12 protein-coding genes are annotated in these 16,351 nt (G+C 74.8%); 5 read left to right on the top strand and 7 right to left on the bottom strand.

All coding sequences use genetic code 11. The features are described 5' to 3' along the window. Positions 1-3: 3 nt before the first annotated feature. On the bottom strand, positions 4-1,278 hold the full coding sequence (locus Q6349_RS02940; RefSeq protein ID WP_304602780.1) for an ABC transporter substrate-binding protein: 1,275 nt from the start codon (positions 1,276-1,278) through the stop codon (positions 4-6). A gap of 205 nt (positions 1,279-1,483) precedes the next feature. After that, positions 1,484-2,656 (bottom strand): FAD-dependent oxidoreductase, encoded by a 1,173-nt coding sequence (locus Q6349_RS02935; RefSeq protein WP_171246949.1) that lies wholly within the window; start codon positions 2,654-2,656, stop codon positions 1,484-1,486. Between the two features lie 172 nt (positions 2,657-2,828). Here Q6349_RS02935 and Q6349_RS02930 point away from each other — a divergent pair, with 172 nt between their 5' ends. Continuing rightward, positions 2,829-4,955 carry an alpha/beta fold hydrolase gene (locus tag Q6349_RS02930; RefSeq protein ID WP_304602779.1) on the top strand — a complete coding sequence of 709 codons (2,127 nt, stop codon included), beginning with the start codon at positions 2,829-2,831 and terminating at the stop codon, positions 4,953-4,955. 21 nt (positions 4,956-4,976) lie between these two features. Here Q6349_RS02930 and Q6349_RS02925 read toward each other — a convergent pair whose 3' ends face one another. Next, entirely contained in the window at positions 4,977-5,615 is a 639-nt protein-coding gene (locus Q6349_RS02925; protein ID WP_304602778.1) for a TetR/AcrR family transcriptional regulator, read from the bottom strand. Between the two features lie 125 nt (positions 5,616-5,740). Between Q6349_RS02925 and Q6349_RS02920 the strand changes: the two genes are divergently transcribed. After that, a complete protein-coding gene (locus Q6349_RS02920) occupies positions 5,741-8,578 on the top strand; it encodes an efflux RND transporter permease subunit (RefSeq protein ID WP_304602777.1) in 2,838 nt (945 codons plus the stop codon). Further along, on the top strand, positions 8,575-11,439 hold the full coding sequence (locus Q6349_RS02915) for a YhgE/Pip family protein (RefSeq protein ID WP_304602776.1): 2,865 nt from the start codon (positions 8,575-8,577) through the stop codon (positions 11,437-11,439). Before Q6349_RS02920 ends, Q6349_RS02915 begins: the two co-directional genes overlap by 4 nt. A gap of 4 nt (positions 11,440-11,443) precedes the next feature. On the opposite strand, the gene Q6349_RS02910 is transcribed toward Q6349_RS02915, so the two are convergent. Next, on the bottom strand, positions 11,444-11,677 hold the full coding sequence (locus Q6349_RS02910; RefSeq protein WP_304602775.1) for a hypothetical protein: 234 nt from the start codon (positions 11,675-11,677) through the stop codon (positions 11,444-11,446). 125 nt (positions 11,678-11,802) lie between these two features. Here Q6349_RS02910 and Q6349_RS02905 point away from each other — a divergent pair, with 125 nt between their 5' ends. Continuing rightward, the gene (locus tag Q6349_RS02905) at positions 11,803-12,879 is read left to right on the top strand and encodes a hypothetical protein (RefSeq protein WP_304602774.1); all 1,077 of its coding nucleotides are present in this window, start codon (positions 11,803-11,805) and stop codon (positions 12,877-12,879) included. 22 nt (positions 12,880-12,901) lie between these two features. On the opposite strand, the gene Q6349_RS02900 is transcribed toward Q6349_RS02905, so the two are convergent. Both Q6349_RS02900 and Q6349_RS02895 read right to left on the bottom strand, forming a co-directional pair. Continuing rightward, positions 12,902-13,648, bottom strand: a complete 747-nt coding sequence (locus Q6349_RS02900) for a GntR family transcriptional regulator (RefSeq protein WP_171246942.1) — start codon at positions 13,646-13,648, stop codon at positions 12,902-12,904. Between the two features lie 69 nt (positions 13,649-13,717). After that, positions 13,718-14,167, bottom strand: a complete 450-nt coding sequence (locus Q6349_RS02895; RefSeq protein ID WP_304602773.1) for a PTS glucose transporter subunit IIA — start codon at positions 14,165-14,167, stop codon at positions 13,718-13,720. Between the two features lie 140 nt (positions 14,168-14,307). Between Q6349_RS02895 and ptsP the strand changes: the two genes are divergently transcribed. Then, positions 14,308-15,981, top strand: coding sequence for a phosphoenolpyruvate--protein phosphotransferase (gene ptsP, locus Q6349_RS02890; protein WP_304602772.1), 1,674 nt, complete (start codon positions 14,308-14,310; stop codon positions 15,979-15,981). 12 nt (positions 15,982-15,993) lie between these two features. Here the strand turns inward: ptsP and Q6349_RS02885 are convergent, their stop codons facing one another. Further along, positions 15,994-16,278: an HPr family phosphocarrier protein gene (locus Q6349_RS02885; RefSeq protein ID WP_304602771.1), complete on the bottom strand. Its 285-nt coding sequence runs from the start codon at positions 16,276-16,278 to the stop codon at positions 15,994-15,996. Positions 16,279-16,351 lie beyond the last annotated feature (73 nt).

The following is a 16,351-nucleotide window of genomic DNA, read 5'->3' as shown; positions in this document are numbered from 1 at the left end:
GTGTCACATGTTCGCCGCGGCGAGCTCCGACTGGAAGGTGGCCAGGTCGGAGGCCCCGGTCGTGAACTTGCTCGTCGCGTCGGAGATCGCGTTCAGCGTCGCGATCGGTGTCGCGGCGCCGTGCGCGAGCGAGGACACGATGGTGTCGTTCGCGAACGCCTCGACGGCGCTCTGCTGGTACTCGGAGAAGTCCGAGGTGTCGGCGTCCGTGCGGGCCGGGATGGATCCCTTGGCCTTGTTGAACGCCTCCTGGCCCTCGACCGAGCCGACCGTCTCCAGCCACGCCTTCGTGCCGTCGGGGTTGGGCGCGCCCACCGGCATGGTGAACGAGTCCGCGAGGAAGTCGAACTCCCCGTCGGTGCCCGGGACCGGGAAGTAGACGTAGTCGTCAGGCGACATCGCGCCGGCCTCCTGGAACGCGGCCTCGGCCCAGTCGCCCATGACGTTGAACCCGGCCTGGCCGTCGATGACCTGCTGGGTCGCGTCGGGCCAGTCCAGACCGTCACGGTCGTCGTTCGTGTACCCCATGAGCTTCTCGAAGTCCTCCAGGGCGGCCGTCACCTCGGGGCCCTCCCAGTCGGTCGACCCGTCCCACAGGCCCGTGTAGGCCTCGGGGCCGAGCTCGGAGAGCAGCACGGTCTCCAGCAGGTGGACCTGCGTCCACGTCGTCGCGATGGACAGGGCCGTCTGGCCGCTCTCCTCGACGGCGTCGAGCGCCTCGTACCAGGCGTCGAGGTCGGCGTACTCGGCGGCGGGGTCGAGCCCGGCGTCCTCGAGCACCGTCGGGTTGGCCCACACCACGTTCGCCCGGTGGATGTTCGAGGGGATGGAGTAGATCGCGCCGTCCTCGGTGCTCAGGCGGTCGACCAGGTCGGCCGGGAACGCGTCGGTCAGGCCGAACTCGTCGTACAGGGCCGAGACGTCCTCGATCTGCGCGGCGTCGATGTAGTCCTGCAGCTCCGCACCGGCATGCGCCTGGAAGGTGTCCGGCGGGTCGCTGGCCTGCAGCCGGGACTGCAGGAGGTCCTTCGCCGCGGAGCCCGCGCCACCTGCCACGGCGCCGTTGACGAACGTGTAGTCCGGGTGCTGCTCCTCGAACACGCCCACGAGGGCGTCGAGCCCGGCCTTCTCCGAGCCTGCGGCCCACCAGGTGAAGACCTCGACCTCCCCGCCGCCGGACATCTCCTCGCCGGAGGTGCTCCCGTCCGAGCTGTCGTCGGAGCCGCCGCAGGCCGCCAGGCCCAGGGCGAGGACGGCGGCGCCCGCCGTCGCTGTCATGAGTCGTGCGCTACGCATTCTCCTCATCGCCTTCGGTGCGGTGCGAGGGGATCGAGGCCCGGGGCCACGACCAGGTGCGTCGGTGCACCCGTCATCCCCGATTTCAGAGAACGCTCGGCCTTCCCCGTTGTCAACACAGGACCCGAACTTCACCCCCGAACCGTGATCGGCTCGTGACCTGGCGTGACGCCCTGCCGGGCGGTGCTCAGAACAGCTCGTCCAGCACCCGGGGGGCCAGGCCGAGCGCGGTCGTCGTGGCCAGACCGTCGGTGACGTTGACCGTGCGCACCCCGGGCAGCGGCTCGCCGAGGACGAACGGGTCCGCGGCGGGCGAGGTCCGGGCGCGGACGGGCTCCGTCGCCGTCCAGCGGCCCAGCACCGTCAGGGGCCCGGTGCCGAGCAGCTCGGCGGCCGCGGTCAGCAGCAGCCCGTCCACCGCCTCGGACCGTCCGGGCACGTCGGCGGGGGCCCGACCGTCCCCGACCACCACGGAGCCGTCCGCCCGGGCCTGCAGCGACAGGTGGATCTCGGCGGCCAGCACGTCCGGGCGGTGCCGGCGCCACCGGTCACGCACCTCACCGAGGGCGCGGGAGTGCCGGTAGGCGGTGTCGCGCAGCAGGGTCGTCCCGCCCAGGACGACCGGCCCGGTCGTGAGGCGTCCCCGGGCGGCGGCGTCGTCCGGCATCGGGGGTGCGACCCGCAGGAGCTGGCGGCGCACCGGCGTCAGCTCGGCGCCGACCTCCCAGCACAGCGAGCCGACGTCCTGCCCGACGGCGACCACGACGCGCTTGGCCACCACCTCGCCGCGGGAGGTGCGCACCAGGGTGCGGCCGCTGCCGGCGTCGAGGGTCTGGGCGGCGGTACGCCAGGCGACGTGGACCTGGGGCCGGGTCCCCAGCCAGTCGCTGACGGCCGCCAGCGCGGCGGGCGGGTCCAGGCGCAGGTCCAGCGGCAGCCAGGCACCGCCGACGGCCCGCGTCACGGGGGTGCGGTCGGCGACGCTGCGGTGGTCCAGCAGCGTGGCGTCCCCGGCGCGCGCGGCGACCAGGTCGTCGAGGACGGCGAGCTCGTCCTCGTGCTGCGCGACGACGACGGCGCCGCTCTCGCGGACCCCGAACCCGGCGTCCCGGCCGAGCTTGAGCCAGCGTTCGCGCGAGGCGAGCGCGCAGGCCAGCGCCGTCGAGTCCTGGGTGGTGACGGCCACGTGCCCGCTGCGTCGTGCGGTGGAGCCGTCGGGACGGTCGGCGGCGTCGACCACCACCACCGAGCAGCCGCGGGCCTGGGCCTCGACGGCGTGCGCCAGACCCACGACGCCCGCACCGACGACGACGAGGTCGGCCTTGGCGGGCAACGGGGGCAGGGCGCTGTGGTGGTTCACGTCCAGAATCTGCCCGAGCCCGCGGGTGCCGTTCAAGGCGTGCGTGACACCCTGAGCAGGAGTTCGACCACTGTTCACCGGCTGTTGGGGCGGACGTTCCCGCGGCGTCGTGCAGCGTCGTGAGCGCGCTCGTGCGGGCCGGGCGGGCCCGGCGTGTGGTAGACCCGGGTAGGTGACTCAGGACACCACCGCGGACACCCCGCAGACCCCCTTCGACGACCTCGACGACTACATCGCGCTCGGGCGGCTCGGCGGCCTGGCCCTCAGCGCCGACGGACGCCGGCTGGTGACGACCGTGCAGACCCTCGACCCGGACGGCACCGGCTACGTGTCGGCGCTGTGGGAGGTCGACCCGGCGGGGGAGCGCCCTGCCCGCCGGCTGACCCGCAGCACCCAGGGCGAGGCGGCCGCCGTGTTCACCGCCGGCGGTGACCTGCTCTTCACCTCGGCGCGCCCGGACCCCGAGACCAAGGACGGCGACGAGAAGAAGGCCGCGCTCTGGTCGCTGCCCGCGGCGGGTGGCGAGGCCCGCGTCGTGGCGACGGCGCCGGGCGGGGTCGGTGGTGTGCTCGCCGCCCGTGACGCCGACGTCGTCTCGGTCTCGGCGGCCGTGCTGCCCTCCGCGGAGGGTCTCGAGGCCGACGGCGAGCTGCGCGAGGCACGTCGTGACGCGAAGGTGAACGCCATCTGGCACACCGGCTACCCGGTGCGGCACTGGGACCACGATCTCGGACCGGACGCCCCGCGGCGCTACGCGTTCACGCTCGGCGACGTGGCCGAGGGCGAGCGGGCCGAGCTGAGCCAGCTCACCGGCCCCGGCCGGCAGCTCGAGGAGCACGACGCCGCGCTGTCCCCGGACGGGCGCACGCTCGTGACGACCTGGGCCGTGGCCGACCCCGGCGCGGCGCGACGCACCACGCTGGTCGCGGTCGACACCGTCTCGGGCGAACGCCGCACGCTGGTCGACGACCCGGACGCCGAGGTCGGCGGTCCGACGGTGTCCCCCGACGGCCGCTGGGTCGCCTACGTCACCTCGACGATCACCTCGCCCACCGACCCCCCGGTGGTCCGCCTCGGCCTCGTGGCGCTGGACGGTACCGGCGAGCCCGAGGTGCTCGCCGACGACTGGGACCGCTGGCCGACGTCGGCCGCCTGGCTCCCCGACACGAGCGGCCTGGTCCTCACCGCCGACGAGGACGGCCGCGGCCCGGTCTTCCTGCTGACCTTCGACGGCGTCCCCGGCCAGGGCCCCGTGACCGTGGAGCGGGTGACGGCGGACGACGCCGTGCTGACCGACGTCCGCGTCGCCCCGGACGGCTCGGCGCTGTACGCGCTGCGGACGTCCTACGCGGCGCCCGCGGAGCCGGTGCGGGTCGACCTGGCGGCGTTCGTCGCCTCGGGCGCTCCGGGCGACCGCGAGCCCGTCGCCGCCGTCGTGCTGCCGTCGCCGGTGCCGGCCCCGGCCCTGCCGGGTCACCTGACCGAGGTGGAGACGACGGCGGCGGACGGCAGCCGGGTCCGCGCCTGGCTGGCCCTGCCGGAGGGGGCGTCGTCGGCGGACCCGGCACCGCTGCTGCTGTGGATCCACGGCGGTCCCCTCGGTTCGTGGAACGCCTGGTCGTGGCGCTGGAACCCGTGGCTGATGGTGGCCCGCGGCTACGCGGTGCTGCTGCCGGACCCGGCGCTGTCCACCGGCTACGGCCAGGAGTTCGTCGCCCGGGGCTGGGGTGCCTGGGGGGACGCGCCGTACACCGACCTCATGGCGATCACGGACGCCACGGAGGCGCGGGAGGACGTCGACGCCACCCGGACCGCGGCCATGGGCGGCTCGTTCGGCGGCTACATGGCGAACTGGGTGGCCGGGCACACCGACCGCTTCCGGGCGATCGTCACGCACGCCTCCCTGTGGGCCCTGGACGGTTTCGGCCCGACGACGGACCACGCCTACTACTGGGCCCGGGAGATGACTCCCGAGATGCGCGACGCCCACAGCCCGCACCGGTTCGTCAAGGGCATCACCACCCCGGTGCTGGTGATCCACGGCGACAAGGACTACCGGGTGCCGATCGGCGAGGGCCTGCGCCTGTGGCGCGAGCTGCTGGCCGACTCGGGGCTGCCCGCCGCGGACGACGGCTCCACCGTGCACCGGTTCCTGTACTTCCCGGACGAGAACCACTGGATCCTGACCCCGCAGCACGCGAAGGTCTGGTACCAGGGCGTGCTGGCGTTCCTGGCCGAGCACGTGCTCGAGGTGCCGGTCGGGGAGGGCGACACCGTCCTGCCGACCACCCTCGGCTGAGGAACGACCTCCTCGTGGCGCCTACCGGGGCGTCACGAGGAGGTCGACCAGCTGTTCCAGGCGCGCCGTCGCCTGCTGCTCGGGGGGCGCGCCGAGGACCGCCGCCCGGGACCCGGCGTCCTCGACGCACATGAGCAGGTCGACGGCGGTCGGCGTGTCGACGGTGAAGCGGAGACCGCACTGCTCCAGCAGGCGGTCGATGACCGTGGCGACCTCCCCGCGGAGGCGGTTCTGGTCGGCGACGTACTGCCGGGCGACCTCCGGGTCGCGCATGGCCATCAGCTCGAACTCGGCGTTCATCAGACGCCAGAGGCGGTGGTTCTCCTCGTCGAGCTCGAAGGCGAGCAGCACCTGCCGCACGGCGTCGCGGAACCCCTCGGGAGTGGCGACCTGGGCGGCGGCGATCTGCGGGCCGAGCCGTTCCAGCGCCTCGAGGTGGTCGCGCTCCTTGCGTTCCACCAGGGCGCGGAACAGCTCCTCGCGGGAGGCGAAGTTCGAGTAGAACGCCCCGCGCGTGAACCCGGCGGCCTCGCAGATCGCCTCGATCGGGGTGGCCGCTACCCCGTGCTCCGAGAACAGCGCGAAGGCGGCGTCGAGCAGGCGCTCACGCGTGCGCTCGCGGCGCGCGGAGCGCACGCTGGTGGCGGGCTCGGTCGTCACGGTGGTGGCCTCCTGGGTCCGGTGCAGGGTCCATCGTAGTCAGTACACCGGTGTATCCGATACAAACCCGTATCGGATACAGTGACGTATCGACAGCCCGTCGTCCATGTTCCGGGGAGTCCCGCGTGTCATCCGTCCTGTACTCGCTCGGCCGCTGGGCCGCCGGGGCCCGTCGGCTCGTCGTCGTCGCGTGGCTCGGGATCCTCGTGGTCACCGGGGCGGCCGGCGGCCTGCTCTACCAGGGGTTCGACAACTCGATCACGATCCCCGGCACCGAGGCGCAGCAGGCGCTCGACCAGCTCTCCGCGACGTTCCCCGAGGTCAGCGGAGCGTCCGCGCAGCTCGTCGTCGTCGCCCCGGAGGGCACCACGATCCAGGACGACGCCGTGCGGGAACCGGTGGAGGACGCCGCCGAGGAGATCGGCGAGCTCGACGAGGTCCGGGTCGTCAGCACGCCGTACGACGAGCAGCTGTCCGCCTCCGTCAGCGACGACGAGCGGGCGACCATCCTGCAGGTCCAGCTCGACGGCGACGTCTTCTCCATCAGCGACGCCACCAAGGAGGCGATGCACGACACCACCGACGAGCTGGGCGCGTCCCTGCCCGCCGGGTCGCAGGCGTCCCTCGGCGGTGAGCTGTTCTCCCAGGAGCTGCCCGCGCTGAGCATCGTCGAGGCGATCGGCCTCGTCGTCGCGCTGGTCGTCCTCGTCCTCACCCTCGGCTCCTTCGTCGCCGCCGGGCTGCCGCTGGTCAACGCGCTCGTCGGCGTCGGGGTGTCGATGCTGCTGCTGCTCGCCGCCACCGTCTTCGGGCCGATCAACTCCACCACCCCGATGCTCGGGCTGATGCTCGGCCTCGCCGTCGGCATCGACTACGCGCTGTTCATCGTCTCGCGCCACCAGGAGCTGCTGCGCGACGGCGTCGACGTCCACGAGTCCGTCGCCCGGTCCACCGCCACCGCCGGCTCCGCCGTCGTGTTCGCCGGGCTGACCGTCATGATCGCGCTCGTCGGTCTGAGCGTCGCCGGGATCCCGTTCCTGTCGGTCATGGGTATCGCGGCGGCGGTCGCCGTCGGGTTCGCCGTCATCGTGTCGCTGACGCTCCTGCCGGCCGTGCTCGCCCTCGCCGGGGACCGTCTGCGCCCCCGGCCGAAGAAGTCCCGCGGTCGCCGCAGCAAGGCCGCGCCGGCACCCGTCGAGGGCGGTGCGACCGGTCACGAGAACCGGTTCTTCGCCGGCTGGGTGGCGGGCGTGACGAAGAGGCCGGTGGTGACGATCGTGCTCGTCGTCGTCGCGCTCGGGGCCCTCGCGTTCCCCGCCACGAACCTGCGCCTCGCGCTGCCCGACGCCGGCTACCTGCCCGAGGACAACGAGGCCCGGCAGACGTACGACCTGGTCGGGGAGCACTTCGGCGACGGGTTCAACGGACCGCTCATCGTCACCGGGTCGATCATCGAGTCCACGGACCCGCTGGGGCTCATGGACGACCTCGCGGCCGAGATCGAGGACCTCCCGGGCGTCGCCGACGTCCCCCTGGCCACCCCCAACCAGAGCGCCGACACCGGCATCATCCAGGTCGTGCCGACCGGTGCGCCGGACTCCGAGGAGACCAAGGCGCTGGTCGACGAGATCCGCTCGATGCACGACTACTGGATCGACGAGTACGGCGTCGACCTGTCGGTCACCGGGTTCACCGCCGTCGGGATCGACGTCTCGGACAAGCTCGGGCAGGCGCTGCTGCCGTTCGCCGTCGTGGTCGTCGGCCTGTCGCTGCTGCTGCTCATGATGGTGTTCCGCTCGATCTGGGTACCCGTCAAGGCGACCGTCGGCTACCTGCTCAGCGTGGGTGCGGCGTTCGGCGCCGTCGCCCTCGTCTTCGAGAACGGCCTGTTCGCCGACGCGCTGCACGTGACCAAGCAGGGTCCCGTCATCAGCTTCATGCCGATCATCCTCATGGGTGTGCTGTTCGGGCTGGCCATGGACTACGAGGTCTTCCTCGTGTCCCGCATCCGGGAGGACTTCGTCCACAACGGCCGGCGGGCCCGGCGAGCGGTGCACACCGGTTTCCAGGGCGCCGCGAAGGTCGTCACCGCGGCCGCGATCATCATGTTCAGCGTCTTCGTGGCGTTCGTCCCCGAGGGCGACATGTCCCTCAAGCCGATCGCGCTCGGACTGGCGGTCGGTGTGGCCGTCGACGCCTTCGTGGTGCGGATGGTCCTCGTGCCCGCCGTCCTCGCCCTGCTCGGCGACCGCGCCTGGTGGATCCCGCGCTGGCTCGACCGGACCCTGCCGACCTTCGACGTCGAGGGCGAGGGCATCGCCCGCGAGCTGCGGCTCGCCCCGTGGCCCGGGCCGCGGGACGACGGCCGGCAGGACGCCGTCGTCGCGCACGAGGTCACCGTCGCCGGCCCGCACGACCGCCCCGGCGGGGCGCCGCTGGTGGGCCCCGTCAGCGTCCGGGTCCCCGAGGGCGGAGCCCTCGCCGTGCACGGGGACGCCACGGCCGCGGTCAACGCCCTGCTCCTGGCCTTCGCCGGCCGCATCCACCCGGACCAGGGCGCGGTGAAGACCGCCGGGTACGTGCTGCCGGAACGGGCACCGGCGGTCCGGTCGCGCGTGGCCGTGGTCGACGCCTCGGACGGCGGCGCCGCCGGGGCCGTGACCGAGGCCGTGCGCCAGGGCACGCGTCTCCTCGTCGTCGACCGCACCGACGTCGTCGCCGACCGCGCCGCCCGCGAATCGCTCGCGCACGCGCTGTCCGCCGCCGCGGCCGCGGGCACCACCCTGCTGGTCGGCTCGACCGGCGTCGCGGCCACCGACCTGCTCCCCGACGGCACCCCCGTGCTCGACGTCGGCGCCGGCTGGGGCGCCCCGAGCACCCTGCGCGGTGGGGAGGCCCCGCCGCCACCACCCTCCGACCAGCAGGCCGAGCACACCGACGACCCCGAGGAGGTCCGGGCATGAACCGCGTCAGGCAGAACCCGTGGGCGGTCGCAGCGGTCGTCCTGCTCCCCGTGCTCGTGCTGGGCATCCTGCTCGCGTCCCTGTGGAACCCGGTCGACCGGCTCGACACGGTGCCCGCGGCGATCGTGAACGACGACGAGCCCGTCGAGGTCGACGGGCAGACCGTCCCGCTCGGCCGCCAGCTCGCGGCCGGTCTGGTCGGCGGGGCCGAGGACTCCGACGTCAACTACGACTGGACCCTCACCGACACCGAGCACGCCGCCGAGGGGCTGGACGACGGCACGTACGCCGCCGTGGTGACCATCCCGGAGGACTTCTCGGCCGCCGCGACGTCGTTCGGGTCCGACGACCCCGCCGAGGCGCGGCAGGCGACGATCGACATCTCCACACCGCCCGGCGGCCGTGTCGTGGACGACGCCCTCGCCCGCATCGTGGCGACGACGGCCACCACCATCATGGGGTCCTCGCTCACCGAGACGTACGTGGACAACGTGCTCGTCGGGTTCAACGACCTCTCGGACGGGATCGGGGAGGCCGCCGACGGCGCGAACCAGCTCGCCGACGGGGTCGACGAGACCGCGTCCGGTGCCGATGACCTGGCCGACGGGGCGGAGCAGTACGCCGACGGCGTCGACCAGTACGCCGCCGGCGTGGGCGAGGCCGCGGACGGTGGGTTCTCGCTGGCTGCGGGGGCGAACCAGTTCGCCTCGGGTGTCGGGCAGGCGGCGGACGGTGGGTTCTCGTTGGCGGTGGGGGCGGACCAGTTCGCCTCGGGTGTGGGCGAGGCGGCGGACGGTGGGTTCTCGTTGGCGGCGGGGGCGGACCAGTTCGCCTCGGGTGTCGGGCAGGCGGCGGACGGTGGGTTCTCGTTGGCGGCGGGGGCGGACCAGTTCGCCTCGGGTGTCGGGCAGGCAGCGGACGGCGGCTTCGCGCTGGCCGACGGCGCCGACCAGTACGCGGCCGGTGCCGGGCAGGCCGCCACGGGAGCGGACGAGCTCGCGGCGGGGGCCGACCAGTACGCCGCGGGCGTGGCCGCGGCGGCCACGGGCGCCGAGGAGCTGGCCACCGGTGCCCGGCAGGTCGCCGGGGGCACGGACGAGCTCGCTGCCGGTCTGCAGGAGAGCGCCGCCGGCGCGGACGCGCTGGCCGCCGGGACCACCGAGCTGGCGACGGGCGCCGAGGAGCTCGCCTCCGGTGCGGGTGACCTGGCGAGCGGCCTCGAGACGCTCGCGGCCGAGGCTGCCCCGCTGCCGGACGGGATCGTGACGGCAGGGACCTCCGCGCAGGACCTGGCCGACGCGCTCGGCGCCTACATCGCGTTCGACTGCGGCGCCGACCCGACGAGCGCGGCATGCCAGGAGGTCCCCACCCTCCCCGAGATCCAGGCGGGGATGGCGGCTCTGGGTGACGGTCTGGTCGCGCAGGCCGGACAGCCGGGCACCGAGACCAGTGCTCCGACCGGCCTCTTCGCCCTCACCGCGGGCATCGCCGCGTCGAGCGACGGCGCGGACCAGCTCGCGTCGGGCGCGGACGAGCTCGCGGCCGGCGCGGGCGAGGCGGCCGACGGGGCGACGGCGCTCGCCGACGGTCTCGACCAGCTCTCCGCCGGTGCGGACGAGCTCGTCGTGGGGACCGACGGCGTGGCGACCGGTGCCGCCGAGCTGGCGTCCGGCGTCGGGCAGCTCGACACAGGAGCGCAAGAGCTGGCGACCGGGGTGAACGAGCTGGCGACCGGCGTGAACCGACTCGACGCCGGTGCGCAGGAGCTGGCCTCGGGGGTGAACGGGTTCGCCTCGGGGGTGGGGCAGCTGGACTCGGGTGCGCAGGAGCTGGCGTCCGGGGTGAACGGGTTCGCCTCGGGGGTGGGGCAGCTGGACTCGGGTGCGCAGGAGCTGGCCTCGGGCGTGAACGGGTTCGCCTCGGGGGTGGGGCGGCTCGACTCGGGTGCGCAGGAGCTGGCGTCGGGCGTGAACGGGTTCGCCTCGGGGGTGGGGCGGCTCGACTCGGGTGCGCAGGAGCTGGCGTCCGGGGTGAACGGGTTCGCCTCCGGCGTCGGGCAGCTCGACTCGGGTGCCCAGCAGCTCGCCGCCGGTGCGGACGGCGTGGCTGACGGTTCCGGCCAGCTCGCCGACGGCGTCGACCAGCTCGCCTCGGGCGCCGACGACCTCGCCGTGGGCCTCGACGAGGCCGCCGAGGGCATCCCGACCTACTCGGACGACGAACGGGAGAACCTCGCGGGTGTCGTCGCCGACCCGGTCTCCGCGCCGGGGGTCGACGACCTGTCGACCGGTGCGACGGGACCGCTGTTCGCCGTCGTCGCCCTGTGGCTGGGGGCGCTCGGCCTGATGACCGTGTACCCGCCCGTCGCGGCACACGCCCTCGGGTCCACGCGGTCGTCGGCGCGGCTCGCCCTGGAGGCCCTGGCGCTCCCGGCGGCGATCGGTGCCGGGACCGGAGCGCTGGTCGGCGGCATCCTCGCCGCGGTCGAGGGCGCGTCCCTGCTCGGCTGGGTCGGGGCGGTCCTCGTCGGGGTGCTGGTGTCGGTGTGCTTCGTCGCCGCCCACCTGGGCTTCCTCGGCTGGCTCGGCCACGTCGGCCGCGGCATCAGCCTGCTGATGGCGGTGCTGCTCATCGGCACAGGGGTCGTGGCCACCGTGCCCGACGTGCTCGTCTCGCTGGTGGAGTTCCTGCCGACCGGTGCCGGCCGGGACGCCTTCGCCGCCGTGCTGCTGCCCGCGGTCGACGGCCTGGGCATCGCGCTGACCGGGCTGGTGCTGTGGACCCTCGTCGGTCTCGGGCTGGGGGTCGCCGCGGCGGCACGTGCGCGGCGGACGCGGGTCTCGGCGCTGCTGCGCGCCTGACGGGTCAGTGCGAGACGTGGTGCCGCGACGTCTCCTCGGACGCGGGGTCCCGCGTCCAGGAGGCGGCGAACAGGTTGCCGGTGGCCTCGCGCCACCGCGCGACCAGTGCCGCGTCGGCCTGCCAGCGGGCGCTGCGGTCGAGCAGCGTCACCTGGCGGTAGTCGCGCAGCGCCACCAGGTCGTGGCTCAGCGCCCAGCGCACCGCGGCGCGGACGTCGGTGACCGTGGGGTTCCTCACACCAGGGGAGAGGGACCCGACCGCGGTTCATGACGTGATCGGGCCATCTTTTTCGGATCGGCCCCTCCGGGGCTGCGCGGCGTGCCCGGCGAGCCGCGCGCCGCGGGGTGGGCCAGACTCGCCGCATGGATCTGACCCAGGCGCGTGCGATCAAGGCCCAGCTCACCGACTACGCCCGTGACCTGGCGGGACGGTACGGGGTGGCCGTCGGACCACGCGCTGCCGGGACGGTTTCGGCACCGGACCTGGTGCGGGCCCCCACCCTCGCGATCGGGCTGGCGCCCGCGGAGCACGAGGGCGAGTACGAGATCGCCGTGCGCTACCGGCTGGGGCTGCCCGCCGCGCGCGCGGTGGTCCGCAAGATCGCCGCCGAGGCCGGGCAGGCGCCCGACGTCCGCCGCACCGGCCGCATCCGACGGCTCGCGCCCGGGCTGCGCGGCACTCCGCGGGAGACCGGTCTCGGTCCGCAGCCCCCGGTCGCGACCGCCCTCGCGGTCGGCGAGACGGGCCGGGTGCGCCCCTTGCGTCCCGGGGTGTCGATCGCGCACGTCGACGTCACCGCCGGCACGCTCGGCGCGTTCGTCGTCCCGGACGCCTCGTGCGCCGGTGCCGCGGTCGACCTGCCCGGGGACGCGGAGTCGGTGTACGCGCTGTCGAACCGGCACGTGCTCGACGGCGTCCCCGGGGACGGCGTGCTGCAGCCCGGCCCGGCGGACGGCGGCCGCGCCCCTCACGACCTCGTCGGGTCCGTGGCGGCGGTGGTTCCCCTGACCGAGGGGGAGCGCGCCACGGTGGACGCCGCCGTCGCGCTGCTCGACCGGCCCGAGATCGACCCGACCTACCCCGTGGGGGCGGTGTCGACGACGGCGGAGGCGCTGCCGGGCGACCTCGTCGAGAAGATCGGGCGGACCACCGGCCACACCCACGGGCGCGTCAGCGCCGTCGAGATGGACGACGTCCTGGTGGGGTACGGCCCCGAGCTCGGACTGCTCGCGTTCGACGGCCAGATCGAGGTCGAGTCGACCGGCACCGGGCCGTTCTCCCGGGGAGGCGACTCCGGGTCCCTGGTCTACCGCACCGACGCCACCGCCCTGGGCCTGCTGTTCGCCGGTTCGGAGACCGGAGGGCCGGACGGGACGGGCCTGACCTACGTCAACCCCATCTCGGCCGTCCTCGACGCGCTGGGCGTGCGCCTGGTGTGATCCGGCGCCGGGCCGGTGCGGGTCAGGCCCACACCGGGACGGGGGAGCGGGCCTCGCCCAGCGGCACGAACACGCTGTACCGGTCGCCACGGTAGGAGAACCGCGAGTGGATCAGCGGCGTCTGGTCGACGTAGGTGCGGCGCTCGATGCGCATGACGGCGTGCGTGCCGGTCATGGCGAGCAGCCGGCGCTCGGTGGGGGTGGCGTCCGCGGCCGTGATGGTCTCGTCCCCACCGGTCGGTGCGTGGCCGCGCCGACGCAGCTCGGCGTCCAGGCTCTCCGGCACGCCGTGGGCGAGCAGGTCGGGGGCGAGGTGCGCCGGGATCCAGGCGTCCTCCACGGCCCAGGGCTCGTCGTCGGCGCTGCGCACCCGCAGCACGCGGTGGGCGTCGTCGCCGGGGCGGATCGCCAGGAGGTCCGCCACGGGGGCCGGGCACGGCGTGGTCGAGGCCTCCAGCACCTGCGACCCCGGTGTCATGCCGCGGCGGCGCACCTCCTCGCCGAACGTCGTCAGCCGCATCTCGAGGTCGGCGGGCGGCGGGGCGACGAACGTCCCGCGGCCCTGCGCCCGCTCCAGCAGCCCGTCGGCGACCAGGGCGTCGATCGCCTGGCGGACCGTCATGCGCGAGACGCCGAAGCGGTCCCCGAGCGCCCGCTCGGACGGGATCGCGTCACCCACGGCGAGGTGGTCCACCAGCTCGGCCAGGTAGGCGCGGACCACGCGGTACTTCTGACCGGTGCCGGTCCGGCCGGCGGGGCGCGTCGCCATCGTCGAGTCGAGTCCTCCCTGACCACGCCGGACGGGGACCGGCTCGTTCCCGGCCCAGTCTGCCACCGGTCAGCGGGCCGCCAGGAGCGGGTCCCCGGGCACGACGGCGGTGCCGGGGGCGACCCGTGGTTCCACCTGCTCCGGGTCCGCCTCCAGGAGCACCACGGGGCAGACGGCGGCCCGGCCACCGTCACGCACCGCCGTCGGGTCCCACTCCACCAGGAGCTGCCCGGTCACCACCTCGTCCCCCTCGGCCACGTGCAGGGTGAACCCCGCGCCGCCGAGCTGGACGGTGTCGATCCCCAGATGCACCAGCACCGCCGGTCCGTCCGCGGGCTGCACGACGAAGGCGTGCGGGTGCAGCTTGACGATCCGCCCGTCCACCGGGGAGACCACCTCGGTCCCCTCGGGCTCGACGGCCGTGCCGGGACCGACGAGCCCGGCGGAGAACACCGGGTCCGGGACCTCGCGGACGTCGACCACGGTGCCGGCGACGGGAGAGCTGACGATCAGGGGCATCGGGGGTCCTCCGAGGAGTCGTGGGCCGTGACGGACGTGATCCTTGACACAGAGTGCCTCATCCGACAGCGTGCCAGGCACAGCAGGATCGGAGACGCGACCGCGCGGCACCGGTGGGGCGGACGGAGGTCACGGCAGCGATGAGCACGACTCTCACGGGTGCGCCCGTCAGTCCGGGCAGGGCGGCGGGCCCCGCGGCCACCATGCCTCCGCCCGTGCCCGAACCCCGCACGACCCGTCTGGAGGGCGAGGGCGTCGAGGCGGCCGTCACCCAGCTCACGGCCGCCGCCCGGGCGGTCCGCGACGAGCTGACCGACCGGGCCGGCCGCGCCACCGGCACCGCGGCCGACCTCCTCGCCGTCACCGCGGCGATGGCGGCGGACCCCGCCCTGGTCGCCGACGGCGAACGGCGCATCCGCACCGACCACCTCACCCCGGAGCGTGCGATCTGGGACGCCGCGCGCGGGCTGATCAAGCAGTTCGAGAAGCTCGGGCCGCCCCTGGCGGAGCGCGCCCGGGACGTGCGCGACGTGCGGGACCGCATCGTCGCCGAGCTCATCGGCGTCCGCCCGCCCGGGGTGCCGCAGCTCGACCACCCGTTCGTCCTGGTGGGTGACGACCTCGCCCCGGCGGACACCGCCACGCTCGACCCCGAGGTGGTGCTCGGCGTCGTGACCAGCGGCGGCGGGCCCACCTCGCACACCGCGATCCTCGCCCGGGCACTCGGGATCCCCGCCGTCGTCGCGGTCCGCGGCGCCGAGGCGATCTCCGACGGCGACACGGTGCTCCTGGACGGGGCGGCCGGCGTCGTCGTCCTCGACCCCGACCCCGACACCGTGGCGGCCGCGCAGCAGCACGAGGCGGAACGTCGCGCGTTCGACGGGACCGGACGCACCGCCGACGGCACCCGCGTCGAGCTGCTCGCCAACGTCGCCGACCCCGCCGGGGCCCAGGCCGCGCTGGAGGCCTCCGCCGAGGGGGTCGGGCTGTTCCGCACCGAGTTCTGCTTCCTGGGCCGCAGCACCGAGCCCGGGGTGTCCGAGCAGGTCGCCGCCTACCGCCAGGTGCTGTCCGCGTTCCCGCGGCGCAAGGTCGTGGTCCGCACCCTCGACGCCGGCGCCGACAAGCCGCTGCCGTTCGTCACCGCCGACGGCGAGCCCAACCCGGCCCTGGGCGTGCGCGGGCTGCGCACGGCCTCGTCACGGCCCGGCGTGCTGGAGCGGCAGCTGCAGGCGATCGCGGCCGCCGCCGAGGCCGAGAACGCCGAGGTGTGGGTGATGGCGCCGATGGTCGCCACCGCGGGCGAGGCCGCCGACTTCGTCGCGCTCTGCGAGCAGCACGGGCTGCGCCACGCCGGGGTCATGGTCGAGGTGCCGGCCGCGGCGCTGCGGGCCGCCGACGTCTTCGCCCACGCCGCCTTCGGGTCGGTGGGCACCAACGACCTCATCCAGTACACGATGGCCGCCGACCGCATGCTCGGCGAGCTCGCCGCGCTGTCCACCCCGTGGCAGCCCGCGGTGCTGGAGCTGATCCGCGCGACCTGCGAGGGGGCGGCCCGGCACGACCGACCCGTCGGGGTCTGCGGGGAGGCCGCCGCGGACGCCACCCTGGCCCCCGTGCTCGTCGGGCTGGGCGTGCGGTCGCTGTCGATGACGCCCCGGGCGCTCGCGGACGTCGCGGCGGTCCTGCAGCGGGTCACCGACGAGGAGTGCGTCGAGCTGGCGCGGCTGGCGCTGGCCGAGGACGACCCGATGGAGGCGCGCAACGCGGTGCGGGACGCCATCCGCCCGGTGCTGGTCGACCTGGGTCTGTGACCCTCGGGCAGGTCAGCCCGGTTCCGGGTCGGACAGGAACTCCTCGAGGGTGTCCAGGACCGCCGTGGCGGTCTCCTCGTCCTCGTCGTGGCCGTCGGCGTCGACCGACAGCGTGACGGAGGTGCCGGCGTCGGCCCCGAGCGTCATCACGGCGAGGATGCTGGCGGCGTCGACGGGCTCCCCGCCGTCCCGGGCGATCCGGACGGGCAGCGGCTGGGAGGCCGCGAGCTGGGTGAACAGCGCAGCGGGGCGGGCGTGCAGCCCCTCGCGGATCGCGACCACGGTGTGGCGTTCCATGAGGTCATTCTGCCCGCCGTCGCCCCGCCGGGCCGCCCGACCCCGCTGTGGGTATGGAATCTGCGGGTCCGGA

Origin of the sequence: Isoptericola sp. 178 (assembly GCF_030586525.1) — a bacterium.
GTDB lineage: Bacteria > Actinomycetota > Actinomycetes > Actinomycetales > Cellulomonadaceae > Isoptericola > Isoptericola sediminis.
This window is presented reverse-complemented; position numbering and strand designations above follow the sequence as displayed.

Excerpts from the sequence above, each read along its gene's own strand:
- Q6349_RS02885 (WP_304602771.1), bottom strand. The coding sequence starts at position 16,278 with ATGGAACGCCACACCGTGGTCGCGATCCGCGAGGGGCTGCACGCCCGC.
- Q6349_RS02915 (WP_304602776.1), top strand. The coding sequence starts at position 8,575 with ATGAACCGCGTCAGGCAGAACCCGTGGGCGGTCGCAGCGGTCGTCCTG.
- Q6349_RS02905 (WP_304602774.1), top strand. The coding sequence starts at position 11,803 with ATGGATCTGACCCAGGCGCGTGCGATCAAGGCCCAGCTCACCGACTAC.
- Q6349_RS02940 (WP_304602780.1), bottom strand. The coding sequence starts at position 1,278 with ATGACAGCGACGGCGGGCGCCGCCGTCCTCGCCCTGGGCCTGGCGGCC.
- Q6349_RS02900 (WP_171246942.1), bottom strand. The coding sequence starts at position 13,648 with ATGGCGACGCGCCCCGCCGGCCGGACCGGCACCGGTCAGAAGTACCGC.
- ptsP (WP_304602772.1), top strand. The coding sequence starts at position 14,308 with ATGAGCACGACTCTCACGGGTGCGCCCGTCAGTCCGGGCAGGGCGGCG.
- Q6349_RS02895 (WP_304602773.1), bottom strand. The coding sequence starts at position 14,167 with ATGCCCCTGATCGTCAGCTCTCCCGTCGCCGGCACCGTGGTCGACGTC.